The sequence below is a fragment of the Pseudomonas sp. LBUM1649 genome (genome assembly GCF_059716155.1).
In genome coordinates this window covers 6,632,002-6,647,728 of record NZ_CP166807.1, presented here as the reverse complement: position 1 = coordinate 6,647,728, position 15,727 = coordinate 6,632,002, and the positions used below count along the sequence as shown (strand labels likewise).

At 58.4% G+C, this 15,727-nt stretch carries 12 protein-coding genes; 8 read left to right on the top strand and 4 right to left on the bottom strand.

Annotated features, from left to right (window positions below):
• Positions 1–59: 59 nt before the first annotated feature.
• Positions 60–839 (top strand): DeoR/GlpR family DNA-binding transcription regulator, encoded by a 780-nt coding sequence (locus ACA058_RS30870; protein WP_497640029.1) that lies wholly within the window; start codon positions 60–62, stop codon positions 837–839.
• 1 nt (position 840) lies between these two features.
• Complete coding sequence (gene glmS / locus ACA058_RS30865; RefSeq protein WP_497637272.1) at positions 841–2,673, top strand: glutamine--fructose-6-phosphate transaminase (isomerizing); 1,833 nt, start codon at positions 841–843, stop codon at positions 2,671–2,673.
• 54 nt (positions 2,674–2,727) lie between these two features.
• On the opposite strand, the gene ACA058_RS30860 is transcribed toward glmS, so the two are convergent.
• Positions 2,728–3,948, bottom strand: coding sequence for a spermidine synthase (locus ACA058_RS30860; RefSeq protein WP_497637270.1), 1,221 nt, complete (start codon positions 3,946–3,948; stop codon positions 2,728–2,730).
• A 45-nt stretch (positions 3,949–3,993) separates the two neighbouring features.
• Positions 3,994–5,298 (bottom strand): MFS transporter, encoded by a 1,305-nt coding sequence (locus tag ACA058_RS30855; protein WP_497637269.1) that lies wholly within the window; start codon positions 5,296–5,298, stop codon positions 3,994–3,996.
• Between the two features lie 318 nt (positions 5,299–5,616).
• On the opposite strand from ACA058_RS30855, the gene ACA058_RS30850 reads away from it, so the two are divergent.
• From ACA058_RS30850 to ACA058_RS30830, 5 genes are all read left to right on the top strand, one after another.
• Positions 5,617–6,519 (top strand): LysR family transcriptional regulator, encoded by a 903-nt coding sequence (locus ACA058_RS30850; protein WP_497637268.1) that lies wholly within the window; start codon positions 5,617–5,619, stop codon positions 6,517–6,519.
• Positions 6,520–6,651: 132 nt separating this feature from the next.
• Positions 6,652–7,278, top strand: coding sequence for a glutathione S-transferase family protein (locus ACA058_RS30845; protein WP_497637267.1), 627 nt, complete (start codon positions 6,652–6,654; stop codon positions 7,276–7,278).
• A 63-nt stretch (positions 7,279–7,341) separates the two neighbouring features.
• Positions 7,342–9,372, top strand: a complete 2,031-nt coding sequence (locus ACA058_RS30840) for a 2Fe-2S iron-sulfur cluster-binding protein (RefSeq protein ID WP_497637266.1) — start codon at positions 7,342–7,344, stop codon at positions 9,370–9,372.
• A 111-nt stretch (positions 9,373–9,483) separates the two neighbouring features.
• Entirely contained in the window at positions 9,484–10,680 is a 1,197-nt protein-coding gene (locus ACA058_RS30835; protein WP_497637265.1) for a DUF3142 domain-containing protein, read from the top strand.
• The gene (locus ACA058_RS30830) at positions 10,667–12,796 is read left to right on the top strand and encodes a hypothetical protein (RefSeq protein WP_497637264.1); all 2,130 of its coding nucleotides are present in this window, start codon (positions 10,667–10,669) and stop codon (positions 12,794–12,796) included. Before ACA058_RS30835 ends, ACA058_RS30830 begins: the two co-directional genes overlap by 14 nt.
• Positions 12,797–12,799: 3 nt before the next feature.
• Here ACA058_RS30830 and ACA058_RS30825 read toward each other — a convergent pair whose 3' ends face one another.
• On the bottom strand, positions 12,800–13,429 hold the full coding sequence (locus tag ACA058_RS30825) for a LysE family translocator (protein ID WP_497637263.1): 630 nt from the start codon (positions 13,427–13,429) through the stop codon (positions 12,800–12,802).
• 146 nt (positions 13,430–13,575) lie between these two features.
• Here ACA058_RS30825 and ACA058_RS30820 point away from each other — a divergent pair, with 146 nt between their 5' ends.
• Positions 13,576–14,049: an Lrp/AsnC family transcriptional regulator gene (locus tag ACA058_RS30820; protein WP_497637262.1), complete on the top strand. Its 474-nt coding sequence runs from the start codon at positions 13,576–13,578 to the stop codon at positions 14,047–14,049.
• 109 nt (positions 14,050–14,158) lie between these two features.
• Here the strand turns inward: ACA058_RS30820 and lpdA are convergent, their stop codons facing one another.
• Positions 14,159–15,559 carry a dihydrolipoyl dehydrogenase gene (gene lpdA / locus ACA058_RS30815; RefSeq protein ID WP_497637261.1) on the bottom strand — a complete coding sequence of 467 codons (1,401 nt, stop codon included), beginning with the start codon at positions 15,557–15,559 and terminating at the stop codon, positions 14,159–14,161.
• Between the last annotated feature and the right edge of the window lie 168 nt (positions 15,560–15,727).

Here is a 15,727-nt window from a genome sequence, read left to right as displayed (position 1 = left end):
CGAAATTGCACCGATAGGTTTTGATTGCTTCCGTTATCTTTCGAATCGAAACTTATCAAATCATGTCGAAACGCAACACACCGCAACGACGCCACAACATCCTGGCCTTGCTCAACGAGCAGGGCGAAGTCAGTGTGGATGAGTTGGCCAAGCGTTTCGAAACCTCTGAAGTTACGATTCGCAAGGACCTGGCGGCCCTTGAAAGCAATGGTCTGCTGCTGCGTCGTTATGGCGGCGCGATTACCCTGCCTCAGGAACTGGTGGCCGACCTGAGTCAACCAGTCTCCAGGTACAAGCAAGCCATCGCCCGTGCAGCCGTCACGCGGATTCGTGAACATGCACGCATCATCATCGACAGCGGCAGCACGACTGCATCGATGATTCCGGAACTGGCCCAGCAACCGGGCCTGGTGGTAATGACCAACTCCCTGCACGTCGCCAATGCTTTGAGCGAACTTGAGCATGAGCCGGTGCTGTTGATGACCGGTGGCACCTGGGACCCGCATTCCGAGTCCTTTCAGGGGCAGGTGGCCGAGCAGGTACTACGCTCCTACGATTTCGATCAATTGTTCATCGGCGCCGATGGTATTGATCTGGTCCGCGGTACAACCACCTTCAACGAATTGCTGGGACTTAGCCGGGTCATGGCCGAAGTCGCCCGTGAAGTGGTCGTGATGGTGGAGGCCGACAAGATCGGTCGCAAGATTCCCAACCTGGAACTGCCCTGGAGCAGCGTCCATACCCTCATTACCGATGATCGCCTGTCGCTCGAAGCGCGGGATCAGATTCAAGCCCGCGGTATCACTTTGATCTGCGCGGCTGTCAGTCAGGAGAAATAACATGTGTGGAATTGTCGGCGCAGTCGCAGAACGTAACATCACCGCCATCCTGGTCGAGGGTCTCAAACGCCTTGAATACCGTGGGTATGACAGCGCGGGCGTGGCGGTGTACACCAACGATCAGAAGCTCGAGCGCGTGCGTCGCCCGGGCAAGGTCAGCGAACTTGAGCAGGCCTTGGCCGAAGAAGCGCTGGTCGGCCGACTGGGCATTGCCCACACTCGCTGGGCTACTCACGGTGCCCCGTGCGAGCGCAACGCACATCCGCACTTCTCTGGCGATCTGGCAGTGGTGCACAACGGCATCATCGAAAACCATGAAGCCCTGCGTGAACAACTCAAGGCCTTGGGTTACGTTTTCACCTCGGACACTGACACTGAAGTCATCGCCCACCTGCTGAACCACAAACTCAAGGATCTTCCTGATCTGGCCGAGGCCCTCAAGGCAACGGTGAAGGAACTGCACGGTGCCTACGGTCTGGCAGTGATCAGCGCGCAGCAACCTGATCGCCTGGTGGCAGCCCGCAGTGGCAGCCCGCTGGTAATCGGCCTGGGCCTGGGCGAGAACTTCCTGGCGTCCGACCAATTGGCGCTGCGTCAGGTGACTGACCGTTTCATGTACCTGGAAGAGGGCGATATCGCCGAAATTCGCCGCGACAGCGTGCAGATCTGGGATGTCAGTGGCAAGGCTGTCGAGCGTGAGACCGTGCAGTATCGCGATGGCGCCGAAGCCGCTGAGAAAGGCGAGTTTCGCCATTTCATGCTCAAGGAAATCCACGAGCAACCGTCCGTAGTGCAGCGCACCCTGGAAGGTCGTTTGAGCCCGAACGGTGTGCTGGTACAGGCTTTCGGCCCACAGGCCGCCGAGCTGTTCGCCAAAGTGCGCAATGTGCAGATCGTAGCCTGCGGCACCAGCTATCACGCCGGCATGGTTGCCCGTTACTGGCTCGAAGAACTGGCCGGCATCCCGTGCCAGGTCGAAGTCGCCAGCGAGTTCCGCTACCGCAAAGTAGTGGTGCAGCCCGACACTCTGTTCGTGACCATCTCCCAGTCCGGCGAAACCGCCGACACCCTGGCTGCGCTGCGCAATGCCAAGGAACTGGGTTACCTCGCCAGCCTGGCAATCTGCAACGTCGGCATCAGCTCGCTGGTGCGTGAATCCGACCTGACCCTGCTGACCCAGGCCGGTCGCGAAATCGGCGTGGCGTCTACCAAAGCTTTCACCACGCAATTGGTTGGTTTGCTGTTACTGACCCTGTCCTTGGGCCAGGTACATGGCTCGTTGGCTAAAGGCGTTGAAGCAACGCTGGTAGAAGAGCTGCGTCGTTTGCCAACCCGTCTGGGTGAAGCGCTGGCGATGGACAGCACCGTGGAGAAAATCGCCGAACTGTTCGCCGAGAAGAATCACACCCTGTTCCTGGGGCGCGGCGCACAATTCCCGGTCGCGATGGAAGGGGCCCTCAAGCTCAAGGAAATTTCCTACATCCACGCCGAAGCCTACCCGGCTGGCGAGCTGAAGCACGGCCCGCTGGCGCTTGTGGATAACGACATGCCAGTTGTTACTGTGGCGCCGAACAACGAACTGCTGGAGAAGCTGAAGTCCAACCTTCAGGAAGTCCGCGCCCGGGGTGGCCAGCTGGTCGTTTTCGCTGACGAGAAAGCCGGCATGACCAATGGTGAAGGCACGCACGTTGTGCACATGCCGCACATCCACGACATCCTGTCGCCGATCCTCTACACCATCCCGCTGCAGTTGCTGTCGTACTACGTTGCCGTGCTGAAAGGCACCGACGTCGACCAACCGCGCAACCTGGCGAAATCGGTGACTGTGGAATAAGTTATCCACAAGCTGATCGAGTTGATGCTTTGGAAAATTTGTCCGGAGCAGTGACTACACGAGTGGGGGGTGGCGGTTTGGCGTCGCCCCCGACAAGTCGATATTTTCATGAAATTTTGTCGCTGTGGGTGTGAAGGTAGCACTAGGTGACAATCGTGCTAGCGCCCTTCGAAATCCTTCCACTTTAGATACGTCTACTTGAGCTCTGTGCGTAATGACGCCAAAGGCGTAGGGGAGTAAACCCTCCAGCCACTCTCGTGGGTGGATCTCTACACTGTTCTCAATTGTCGCTACGACCCAGTCTGGTAGCCACGATACATCTCGGTCCGAGAAGTTGACTTCGCCTGCGATCAGCAAGGCCAGGGTGGTGCGCAACGGTGACTTCTCCTTAAATAATCGCTCTTGAAGTGCTTGGCATGCATCCGGGTCATCCAGTAACTCGCGAAGATCGCTGGGCGCGCTCAGCTTTAGTGAGGCTGGAAGCAATGCAGATAAGGCCGGTAACGATTCCATCCAGCGTTTTCGCACTTCCAGATCGATTCCGACGAAGTCCAGTGCCGGGGGTACAAGCGACGCGTGACGGATAACCGCGGGTGTCAGATAGCGCAAGCGAAGGCTCATGATGTCCATAAAGAGCCGGTCACTGGGGCATAAAAACTCCGCTGAAGGAGTGGTATCCAGTTTAGTTGCTGGCGGTGGGCCGATAATGAAAGTCGCATTGCGGCGGTGAGGAAGGTAATGAATGTCGCCCCAACTGTCATTCAAACAGTGAGCGAGCCAAGCTTGGGGCGTTGGTCCATTGAGCGGGTCCAAATTCATAGGGACGCCAAAACCGTTGAACACCACATGACCGAGGGGTTGGAGTCGGCTTTTCAAAAGTTGGTGGAACCCGTGATCAAACACGATCGAGGCATAACCGCTCTGGGTATAGAGGTCGACAATAATGACGTCGTACCGGTCGGAGGTGACGACTAGCAAGTTCGCGGCATCCGCCACCACACTTTCAAAGTTGATATGCGCTGCAAGTCGGTTCCGGTTGTCCAGGCTGCGCACCAGTGCGGTCTCGTCTATATCAACGGCCAACAGACTGGCCACTCTGGTACTGGCGCTGATTGGCGCCAGCGCCACACCGTCCGAAAGTCCCAGCATCAGAACCGAGATACGATCCTTGGATGGATCCCCCAGGAAACCCGTGCAGCCCAAGTCGTCATAGTATTGGCCGCAGAAGATCTGTTTGTGTCGGACAGATTCAGGTCGATCCTTTAGGTCGGGCATCTGGAAGTCACTCCGTTTGTGAGATGCGAAGGGCGGCGAAGCGCTTCAGTGCGCAAACGCTTTAGGGTATCTATCGAGGTAGGCATCGTTGAGCTGCGTATCCTGGGAACGCATGAAAGTTTTGAAATCGGGTACCAGAAAGACGAGCAGAGACAACAACAGCACCATGACGCCCAGAAGCGTGATTGTCATTGCGACTCCCAAACAGGCAACTAGGGTATTCATCGCGAAACTGCCCAAGGGGCTGGCCGCTGCAGACAGAAATGACACGGTGGCAAAAATCCGGTTGCGGTGGAGCTTTGGCGTCGCCAGTAACCTCACAGCTGAAGTTGGGATGTTGATCAACATCAAGCCGACACCGCCGCAGAAGAAGGCGGCAGGTACGATTAATGACGATGAAACGGTGCCAACCACCACCAGATTGCATCCCAATAATGCAAAACCGGCAGACACACACATGTCTCGTGGGACGCGGTCGGATAGCCAGCCGATTATTTTGTAGCTGCCCGCTAAAATGCCCAGCCCGAAGCAAGAATCCAGAAGGCCGATATAAGTGACCGGGAACTGGATGACATCCTTTACGTATAGTGGGATCAGGATGGTGAAGAACGGAAACAGGGCAAAGTTGATCACCATTGCAATGATCGCCAGATAAAATTCGACTTTCACTCCGTAGATAACTTTGAATCCGGAATAGATCATTCTGACTCCACTGGCACCCGAGGCTTTTTCGCCTTGATCAGTGGCTCCCATTTGATTCGGGATGGTCGCGATTAGTGCTCCGGCGACAAGAATCGCAATAAAATCGGCGGCGAAGGCGAAGGTTGTACCGAATCCGTAAATCAACCCGCTGGCCAATACCGGGCCGAGCAGAATTGAAAATGACGACATCACGCTTTTGGTCCGAAAGGCGAGGGAAACTTTATCGTCATCTGCAAACAAAGGAATGATCGACGCTTGGAGAGGGTCGCGCACGCCGACAATTGCGCTGCTGATCATCATTAGCGCGCCCACCGTCCAGGGGTTGAACGACCCCATTGCTGACAGCATCACCATCAACAGCGCTGTCAGCAAGCTGATCGATGAGGCCAGCTTGATGATCAGGATTTTGCTGTATTTATCTCCCAGCCATCCCAGCAAGGGTTTGGCTAAGACCTCCGTCGCGATAGAACAAGCGACCATATTGGCAAAATAGAGCGCAGAGCCTGTTTCTTGCAAGGCCCACCAGGCCACGGCCAATTGATTGCAACGTCCCCCCAGAACCATCAGCAAAAAGCTGAATTGCACTTTTAACAGGCGCCGGTCGGTGCCGGTGAAGCCCCACGCATTACCTGAAAAATGTGCAGACATTGATATTCCTTTTGTACGGATAGGGCGACTGCGTAATCAGGGGCGTTCAATATACGACTGGTGATGCTCGTCAGGGTAAATCGCTAGATAGCGCTATATTTCACCCTCAAGACTATAGAGTTCTACTTACTAACTATTTAAGTGGAGCAGGGTTGAGTTTTATTTTTTAAGGATGTGACTTACATCGATTTTAGAATATTCTTACAGTAACTGGACTAGATAGCCGTGACTGTGGAATAAGTTATCCACAGCTGATCGAACATTAAAAAATCGCAGCCATTGGTTGCGATTTTTTTTATCTGAATCGAGGACACGCCCATGGACCGCTTCCAGGAAATGCAGGTCTTCGCTGCCGTCGCCCAGGACCAGGGCTTTTCCGCGGCGGCACGGCGTTTGGGCCTGTCCGCCGCCAGCGTTACCCGGGCGGTGGCGGCGTTGGAGAGGCGCATTGGCACGCAGTTGCTCACGCGCACTACGCGCAGTGTGTATTTAAGCGAGGCGGGTCTGCGTTATCTGGAGGACTGTCGGAGAATTCTGGCCGAGGTGCAGGAAGCCGAAGATTCGGCGGCAGGCAGTCACGCCCAGCCCCGTGGGCAATTGACGATCACGGCACCGGTTTTGTTCGGTGAGTTGTTCGTCACTCCGCTAATGGTGAGTTTTCTCACGCAATTTCCCGACGTGACGATCAATGCACTGTTGGTAGACCGGGTGGTGAGTGTTGTTGAGGAAGGTGTCGATGTGGCCATACGCATCGGTGAGCTTCCGGACAGCAACCAACATGCGATTCGGGTGGGCGAAGTGCGGCGGGTGATCTGTGCATCGCCGCAGTTTCTGGCCGCCCATGGGCGGCCAAAACATCCGCAAGAGCTGTCTCAGGCGCCGATTATTGCGACTTCCGCCATTGGACAGTTAAAACACTGGCCCTTCCTCGAGCGTGGCGAGCCATTGAGTGTCCGGGCGGAACCGCGTCTGACAGTGACGGCGAATCAGGCAGCGATCACCGCCGCCGCGCTTGGGCTGGGCTTCACCCGGGTTCTGTCCTATCAGTCGGCAAGCAAAGTGGCGGCGGGGGAGCTGGAAATCGTCCTGGCGGATTTCGAAATGCCGCCATTGCCCATCCATGTGCTCTATCAAGGCGGGCACAAGGCTGCGGCGCGAGTTCGCAGTTTTGTCGACTTTACGGTGAAGGCACTCCGCGAGCATCCGGCGCTGCAGGACTGATGGTTTTGTTTCACTGGGCGAAATAATGGATTGCATTTGCTGGTTATTCTGTTGTTTTGGTGACTGGTAGAAGATGGCTGCCATCGGTGCTGATCTCCCCCCCGACAGCGCCACTGACCTGCGGAGTCGACCATGCAAGCCATCAAACTCTACAACTTCCCACGCTCCGGCCACGCTCATCGTGTGGAGCTGATGCTCTCGCTGCTGCAACTGCCGACCGAGCTGATCTTCATCGACCTGGCCAAGGGCGAGCATAAAAAACCGGAGTACCTGGCCCTCAACGCTTTTGGCCAGGTGCCGGTGCTGGACGATCAAGGTGTAGTGCTGGCGGATTCCAATGCAATCCTGGTTTATCTGGCGCAAAAATACGGTAAAGGTCGCTGGCTGCCGGCCGATCCGGTCGGTGCCGCCAGAGTGCAGCGCTGGTTGTCGGTCGCTGCCGGGCCAATCGCCTTTGGCCCCGCCCGGGCAAGGCTGATCACGGTGTTTGGCGCGCCGTACAATCCTGATGAAGTGATTCCTTACGCCCATAGCGTGCTCAAGGTAATCGATAAGGAACTGGCCAACACGCCTTACCTGACTGGCAGCGAACCGACCATTGCCGACGTTGCTGCCTACAGTTACATCGCCCATGCACCGGAAGGCAATGTGTCGCTGGACGACTACGCCAACATCCGCGCCTGGCTGGCAAGGGTCGAAGCCTTACCCGGTTTTATCGGTATGCCGCGCACTGTCGCCGGCCTGCAAAAAACTGCCTGATGTTTTTCGCCCGACGTTGTCGGGCCCTTCACGCTGTGCCGATGGCGCAGGGGAGAAGCCGCAATGGACCATTCACCGTGGCATGCTGGCGAAAAAGAGTTGCAGGCTCATATTGGTGTCAGTGAGCGAATGGATGTACTCGGGCGTAGGGTGATTCGCGACCAGATGCCGGATCAACACCGCACCTTCTATCAGCAGCTTCCGTTCATGGTGTACGGCGCGGTCGATGCTGACGGGCGTCCCTGGGCCAGCGTGCTTGAAGGTGAACCGGGATTCGCCCATTCACCCGAACCAGGATTGTTGCAACTGAGCAGCTTGCCGGCGGCCGATGATCCTGCGCAGTTGAGCGCGGGTGCGGCGATCGGTCTGCTGGGCATTGAATTGCATACCCGGCGCCGCAATCGCATCAATGGCCATATCGGCGCAATGACTGCGGGCGGACTTGCAGTGACGGTGGATCAGTCCTTTGGCAATTGTCCGCAGTACATCCAATTGCGGCAGTTCCGTTCGGTGCCCCTGGCGGATGCGGCAACACGTCCCGCGCAGCGTTTCAATGAACTGGATGATGCGGCCAAAGCCACGGTCGCCGAGGCGGACACCTTCTTCGTCGCCAGTTATGTCGACGTCGATGGCGTGCGCTCGGTGGATGTTTCCCACCGTGGCGGCCAGTCGGGTTTCGTCCAGGTGGAAGGGAATCGCCTGACCATCCCGGACTTTGCCGGCAACCTGTTTTTTAATACCTTGGGCAATCTGCTGATCAATCCTCAGGCCGGTTTGCTGTTCATCGATTTCAATTCCGGTGACCTGCTGCATCTTAGCGGGCGCACCGAAATCATTCTTGAAGGTCCGCAGGTTGAGGCATTCCAAGGCGTCGAACGCTTGTGGATGTTCCACGTGGAACACGTTGTGCGTCGTCCCGCCGCCCTTGCTTTGTGTTGGCGCTTTGACGGTGTTTCACCCACCAGCTTGCTGACGGGGACATGGGAGCAGGCCAAGGCACGCCTGCAAGCCAAGACTTTGGGCGATCAATGGCGGCCGCTGCGGGTGGTGCGGATCGAAGCGGAAAGCCAGCACATTCGCTCGATCTATATGGAGCCGGCCGACGGCGCCGGGTTGCCGTTATTTCAGGCGGGGCAGCATTTACCGCTGCGCTTCAACATTGATGGCGAAGTGCATATCCGCACCTACAGCCTGTCGAGCGCACCGTCGGATGACTTTTTCCGTATCAGTGTGAAGCGTGACGGGCGGGTGTCTTCGCACCTGCATGAACAGGTTCGTGTCGGTGACCTGTTGGAGGCACGCGCACCCCAGGGGCATTTCACCGTGGCGCCCCATGAACGTCGGCCGCTGGTGCTGTTGGCTGCTGGCGTAGGTATTACGCCGTTGCTATCGATGCTGCGTGAGGTGGTCTATCAAGGCTTGCGCACTCGCCACATACGGCCGACCTGGTTCTTCCAGAGTTCGCGCACGTTGGCCGATCAGCCGTTTCGTCCCGAGGTGGATCACTTGCTCGAGCGTGCAGGCGAAGCGGTGAGGGTGATCCGCCTGCTCAGTCAACCGGAGCCGGAGGCACGGGAGGGCGAAGACTTCGATTTGACTGGGCGGATCGATGTCGCACGGCTCTCGGAACTGCTTGAGGTCGAGGACTACGATCAGCTGGATTTCGTCCTCTGCGGCCCCGGCAGTTTTACCCAGGCGTTGTACGACGCCCTGCGCGAACTGGATATTCGCGACGCGCGGATTCACGCCGAAACCTTCGGTCCCTCGACGTTGCGTCGTCGGCCCGACCCTGACGCCATCGTCATCGAACAACCGCCAGCGGCCACTACCTCAATGCCGGTGGTGTTCCAGCGCTCAGCCAAGGAGGCACGCTGGCAACCCGACGGCGGCAGTTTGCTGGAGCTGGCGGAAAGCCGCGGATTGCACCCGGAGTTCAGTTGCCGTGGCGGCTCTTGCGGGACCTGCAAGACTCGGCTGATCAGTGGCCAGGTCAATTATCCACAGCCGCCAGCAGAGGTTCCGGATGAAGGTCAGGTACTGATTTGTTGCGCAGTGCCGGCTCAGGGCACGCAGCCATTGGTCCTGGATCTCTGAGGGATTGTCGCAGGGCCATTGCCCGACGGTCGATGGCTGAGTAGGGTAGGGGGCAGAACGAAAAAGGGCCGAGAAAGGCCCTTTGTGCATTTCAGGGATAGGCGTTTGCTCATGTTTTTCCTCACTCGCGTGATCGTCTCGCTGATGACGCTGGTGCTGCTCAATGGTTGCGAACAGCACGACGCCCCGCCACTCGATCAGCAAATCTATGTCTGGCAACGACAATGGACCCCGGCGCATGACGCCGCTTTGCGGGATAGTCGCGCCGATTTTTCCACCTTGCGGGTGCTTGCATTGCAAGCCTTCCCTCAGGCGGGCTGGAGTCGCGCGCGGATTGATCCGGCGCTGCTCAAGCGGGATGGCCGGCCGGTGATTGCGGTGATTCGCCTTGATGGCCAGCTCAAGTCGCTGAATCAGGACGAGGTCACGGAGCAAATCCAGCAACTGATCAGCGATTGGCAGGGGCAGGGGCTGAAACCCGCCGGGGTGGAAATCGACCACGATGCGGGCAACGCTCGGCTACCCGCCTATCGTGAATTTCTCCAGCGCTTGCGTTCTGTGCTGCCGGCGTCCATGGCCTTGAGCATCACTGCATTGCCGGCGTGGCTCGACAGTCCAGAGTTGTCGGCGTTGTTATCCACTGTTGATAGCAGCGTGTTACAGGTACATGCCGTGAGTGATCCCCGACGCGGCTTGTTCGATCCCGACCTCGCTCGCCAATGGGCAATGGCCTGGAGCCGCATCACGTCGAAACCATTTTTCCTGGCCCTGCCGGCCTATGGAGTTGCGTTGTTGCCGAGTGTCAGTGGCGCACCCATCGTGGAAAGCGAAGTAGCCATTGAAAGTAACGGCAAGCGCCGAGAGTTATTGGCTGATCCACTGCAATTGAGCCGTCTTGCTGCCCGGTTGCGCGCGGATCCGCCGGTTCATCTGGCGGGTCTGATCTGGTTTCGCCTGCCTTTGGCCAACGACCGCCGATCCTGGAGCCTGTCGACCTTGCGCGCGGTGTCGCGTGGTGAGGTCCTTAGCAGTCGTCTCGCACTACAGCTCTCGGCGCACGAAGGCCTCTTTGCCATCGGTATCACCAATGAGGGCAATCTCGACAACACTTGGCCCGAGCGCGTGACGCTGGCGGTACAGGGCTGCGAGGGGGCCGATGCGCTGGCCGGTTATACGTTGCAACAAGACCCGAATCTGCTTACCTTCACCCGCCTGCGCGACGGTCGGATAGCGGCTGGCGGACAGCGCGCCATCGGTTGGGCACGCTGCGCAACAATTGATCAAGGAGCTTCAAATGTTCACCCGTAACTGGCCCCGTCACCTGCTCTGTCTGAGCCTTGGCCTGCCATTGGCGGCCATGGCGTGCGGGCCGGACTTCCCCATGCGGCTGCTGGACAATCGGGGTCAATCCCTGGCGGAGTTGCCGGAAGGAAATTTCAGTTTCGAGGTGAGCCGCCTCGGTCATGCGATTGCCGGTCTCAAGCCTGTCACGGCAGCCACCCTTGACCCTGGCGCAGCCTATGGTGAAACCTCCACTCATGCCCAGCAGCGGGATCAGGCCGAGCAGGCTGGTTTGACCAATGAGCAGCAGGCGCAGGTGAACCAGTTGCGTGGGCTCGCCGATGCCCGCCAGGTTGAAGCACAGGGCGCGGACCTGCCCGCCGAGCTCAAGTTGTATCTGGCGGGCGCGGTGGCTTTCAATGCCGGCGACCAAACGCTGGCCGCCGAGTACTTCAGTAAGGTGCTGGCGCTGCCCGCAGATCAACGGGCATTGCGCAGTACCTGGGCTGCCTACTCGCTGGGTCGGGCGTTGTTCGCCAGGAGTTCGCAGACTAATGAGGCTCCCGAGCTGCTGGAACAATCGCGCAAAGCCTTCGAGCAAACGCGCCAGCTGAGCATCGACGGCTTCAGCGACCCGCTGGAACTGGGCGTCGCCAGTCTCGGTGAAGAAGCCCGCGTGGCCCGGACGGCGGGTGACTGGAACCGCGCAATCGAACTCTATGCCACGCAAAACCTCCAGGGTTCGGCAGTGGGTTACACCTCGTTGAAGCTGTTGATGGCTGATCTGGCTTCGATGCCCGAGGATCAACTGGCCGGGTTGCTCAGGGGTAAACCTGTGCAGCAACTGGTGACCGCCTCCTTGATCAGTCGGCTGGGCTGGTCATTCGGTGATCAACCACCGAACGAGCTGAAATTGATCAAACTGTTGCAGAACAGCACCCGCGGCAGCCTCGACAATGCGGACCGTCTGGCCGCGATGAATTATCAACAGGGCGATTTCAGCAGCGCCAAAGCCTTTCTCGAACACGCCGGCGAGGGTGGTCTGGCTTGGTGGCTGCGGGCCAAACTGGCGGTGCGCGATGGCGATAAAACGGCGGCAGCTACTGCGTATGCAAAGGCAGCCAAGGCCTTCCCGCAGAATGAATCGTGGGGCGATCGGAGAACGCCGGACTTCGATTTCGAAACGCTGCAACCCAAATGCCGGGTCGAAGGCGAAAGCGCGATCCTGGCCCTGCAGCGCGGGGATTATCTGCAGGCGTTCGACCAGTTGTACCGCAGCCAAGGCATCTATTGGTTCGACGCCGCCACTGTTGCCGAGCGTGTACTGACACTGGACGAGCTCAAGCACTACGTCGACACCCAAGTAACGGCACCGCCACCACTCAGTCAGCAGGACCGGGACAACTACGTGCCCCTGCCGGCGGCGGCGAGCCTGCGCAATCTGCTTGGGCGGCGTTTGTTGCGCGAAGGGCACTACGAGCAAGCGCCGGCTTATTTCGATAACGATGGCTTGCGCCACAAAGCCAGGTTGTACGGCCAGCAACGTATGGCGGCCGATTCGGCGTGGTGGCCGACGCGACGTGCCGCGGCATTGTTCAACGCCGCCTGGACCGCACGCGAGTGGGGGATGGATATCCTCGGCTATGAAATGGCTCCGGACTACGCCACGTTCGGTGGCAACTTCAGCCTTGAGAATACTGAACTCAAGGTCGGGCCGCTGGTAGCTGAGGACGAATTGAAGCGTCAGCAAGCCAGCGCCGCCCGCCCCGATCAGCGCTATCACTATCGTTTCGTGGCGACCGCACTGGCCAGCCGTGCTGCCGACAATCTGCCCCACACCAGCCAGGCGTTTGCCGCTGTGCTGTGTGAAGCGGCTGGCTGGAACAGCAGCCTTGAAGAACAAAGTGCGCTCTACCAGCGATATGTCAAAGAGGGGCCATTCGTGGAGTGGGCGGCGGATTTTGGGCATCAATGCCCGTATCCCGACTTTGAGAACGCCGACAAACGCTACGTCACCCAGGTCACAGACGCTGCTCGCTCGGTCCTGCGGCCGTACAAGACCGCTCTACAGTTGGGTGGCTTGCTGGTGGTCATGGCGGTGGCGCTGGTGCAGGTCAAGCGCCGCCGCCGTAAGGTGCAATAAGGTTCAAGCCTGTTGAACAAAGGTCAGCCGCACGGCGAAACCGATCAACAGGCTACCGAACAGCCATTGTTGCAGACGCTGGGCGCCGGGGCTGCGTTGCAGCCAACGACCCAGCGCGGCGCCGGTCAAGGCGTAGGCGCTATCGAACAGTAAACCTACGCCGACCAACATCAGGCCCAGGACCGTAAACTGTGCGAGTACCGGTCCGTTGAGTGGATCGATGAACTGCGGCAGCAACACCGAGCAGAACAGCAGTGCCTTGGGGTTGAGCAGATTGGTCAGTAGACCGCGGCGAATCGCTTCGCCCCAGCGTGGTCTTTCGTCTGTCGCACCTGGGCCGTTCAGGTTTGGCAACATCGTCGTTCGCAGACATTGAATGCCGATCCACAGCAGATAAGCAGCACCGACCAGGCGCACTACGTCAAAGGTCCAGGGAGCCGCCTTGAACAATGCCGCCAACCCCAACGCCGCCAACACTACATGACAACCGCGGGCGATACCCAGGCCGACCGCCGTGGCCAATGCCGCGCCTTTGCCCTGACGGGCACCTGTTTGCAGCAGCAGGATCATGTCCGGGCCGGGTAACAGATAGACCACTGCCAGCGCCATGAAAAACAGCCCGAGACCCGCCATGTTGCACCCCTGTTCGTTGTCGATTCAGTAGGGCCAGTCTAGGGCCAGAGGTCAGGGCAAGTGCTTGCGTAGTTCGCTTCTAAAGCAGTCTGGTTTGGCATAACCTGCCAACAAATCACACTTCATCCAGCAGGATCTGCCAAACAATGAAACTGGACGCCTACGACCGCAAGATCCTCGCCGCTCTGCAACGGGATGGTCGCCTGAGTAATGTGCAATTGGCTGAAGAAATCGGGCTGTCTGCCTCGCCCTGCTTGCGTCGGGTACGGATGCTCGAAGACGCCGGTGTGATTCGTGGTTATCAGGCCAATCTGGATCGCGATGAAGTCGGGCTTGGATTGACCGTGTTTGTCGGGGTCAAGGTAGAGCGCCACAACGACGAGCAGGCAGAGTCTTTTCGTTTGGCCGTGACGGCGTTGCCCGAGGTGATTTCGGCGTTTCTGGTGTCAGGGGAATCGGATTTTCTGTTGCAAGTGGTGGTACCGGATTTGCGCGCCTACGACCGGTTTCTCACTGGGTGTTTGCTCAAGTTGCCGGGGGTGAGCGATATCCGCAGTAACTTCGCGATTCATACAGTGAAGACGCCGGGGGCTTTGCCATTGGGGCATTTACCGCTTTAGACCGAGGCGACTTCTTCGCGAGCAGGCTCGCTCCCACATTGGAATGCATTCCATGTGGGAGCGAGCCTGCTCGCGAAAGCGAAGGATCAGCCACAAAAAATCTGAAGGCTTACATCTGCGTCGCCATCCCCTCCACATTCATTGCCGCCTGGCGCAAGGCTTCGGAGCGGGTCGGGTGTGGATGACAGGTCAGGGCAATGTCTTCGGCGGACGCGCTGAACTCCATGGCCACGCAATATTCGCCAATCATTTCACTGACGCTTGGCCCCACGAGATGCACACCGAGGATTTCGTCGGTACGCTCATCGGCCAGTACTTTGGCGAAACCTTCGGTTTCGTGATTGATCTTCGCCCGGCTGTTGGCGGTAAACGGAAACTTGCCAACCTTGAAGGCACGGCCTTCGGCCTTCAGTTGTTCTTCGGTCTTGCCAACACTGGCCAGCTCCGGCCTGGTGTAGATCACGTTGGGGATCAGCTCGTAATTGACCTCGCCAGCTTTGCCAACGATCTGTTCGATGCAGGCCATGGCTTCGTCTTCAGCCTTGTGTGCGAGCATCGGGCCGGAGGTGACGTCGCCAATCACCCAGACGCCCGCGGCTTCGGTGCGGTGCCCCTTGTTGGCGAGCATGCCGCGTTTATCTGTGGCGAGGCCGACGTTCTCCAGCCCCAGACCTTGGGTATAAGGCCGGCGTCCGATCGCCACCAGTACGTAATCGGCCTCCAGCGACTCTGCGGTGCCCCCCGCAGCGGGCTCGACGCTGAGCTGCACACCGGTTGCGGACGCTGTGGCGCTGGTCACTTTTGAACTCAATTTGAAACTGATGCCCTGCTTGCTCAATGAGCGTTGCAGGGTTTTGCCTGCTTCGCCGTCCACACCCGGGCAGATCCGATCGAGGAATTCGACCACGGTCACTTGCGCCCCCAAACGCCGCCAGACGGAACCCAGCTCCAGCCCGATCACCCCGGCGCCGATCACCACCAGGTGTTTCGGCACTTCTGTCAATGACAGTGCGCCGGTGGAATCGAGGATGCGTTGGTTATCGATGTCCACGCCGGGCAGGGGAGTGGGTTCGGAACCGGTGGCGATGATGATGTCTTTGCCGCTCAGTTCGGTCTTGCTGCCGGCGTTATCCGTCACGGTGACTTTGCCCGGCCCGTCGATGTGCCCCCAACCCTTGATCCAGTCGACCTTGTTTTTGCGAAAAAGAAACTCGATGCCCTTGGTCAGCCCGGTCACGCTTTCATCTTTCTGTTTCATCATCTGGGCAAGGTTGAGCGTGGGTTTGACCTCGATCCCAAGGTTGGCGAATTCCGTTCCCATGGCTGCATCGTAAAGTTCGGAGGCGTGCAGCAGTGCCTTGGACGGCATGCAACCGACGTTCAGGCAGGTGCCGCCGAGCGTGGCGCGTCCTTCTACGCACGCCGCTTTCAAACCCAGTTGGCCGGCACGGATCGCTGCGTTGTAGCCACCGGGGCCACCGCCAAGTATCACGACGTCATAGGTGCTCATGGATGTACTCCTGGATTGAAAGCGGATCGGGAGGGGTAAAAGTAGTCTTTGAATAAAATTACGAACGTAATATGTGCGTTCCGATGCATTTCGGTCAAGGCTTCAGCTAAGCGACAGGTTGAGCGTCTTTTTAGATACGGCGATTAAGTACGGAAATTTCACCAATAT

Bases quoted from the DNA above. Each gene is read 5' to 3' on its own strand.
- glmS (WP_497637272.1), top strand. From the start codon at position 841: ATGTGTGGAATTGTCGGCGCAGTCGCAGAACGTAACATCACCGCCATC.
- ACA058_RS30860 (WP_497637270.1), bottom strand. From the start codon at position 3,948: ATGCCCGACCTAAAGGATCGACCTGAATCTGTCCGACACAAACAGATC.
- ACA058_RS30855 (WP_497637269.1), bottom strand. From the start codon at position 5,298: ATGTCTGCACATTTTTCAGGTAATGCGTGGGGCTTCACCGGCACCGAC.
- ACA058_RS30850 (WP_497637268.1), top strand. From the start codon at position 5,617: ATGGACCGCTTCCAGGAAATGCAGGTCTTCGCTGCCGTCGCCCAGGAC.
- ACA058_RS30845 (WP_497637267.1), top strand. From the start codon at position 6,652: ATGCAAGCCATCAAACTCTACAACTTCCCACGCTCCGGCCACGCTCAT.
- ACA058_RS30840 (WP_497637266.1), top strand. From the start codon at position 7,342: ATGGACCATTCACCGTGGCATGCTGGCGAAAAAGAGTTGCAGGCTCAT.
- ACA058_RS30835 (WP_497637265.1), top strand. From the start codon at position 9,484: ATGTTTTTCCTCACTCGCGTGATCGTCTCGCTGATGACGCTGGTGCTG.
- ACA058_RS30830 (WP_497637264.1), top strand. From the start codon at position 10,667: ATGTTCACCCGTAACTGGCCCCGTCACCTGCTCTGTCTGAGCCTTGGC.
- ACA058_RS30825 (WP_497637263.1), bottom strand. From the start codon at position 13,429: ATGGCGGGTCTCGGGCTGTTTTTCATGGCGCTGGCAGTGGTCTATCTG.
- ACA058_RS30820 (WP_497637262.1), top strand. From the start codon at position 13,576: ATGAAACTGGACGCCTACGACCGCAAGATCCTCGCCGCTCTGCAACGG.
- lpdA (WP_497637261.1), bottom strand. From the start codon at position 15,559: ATGAGCACCTATGACGTCGTGATACTTGGCGGTGGCCCCGGTGGCTAC.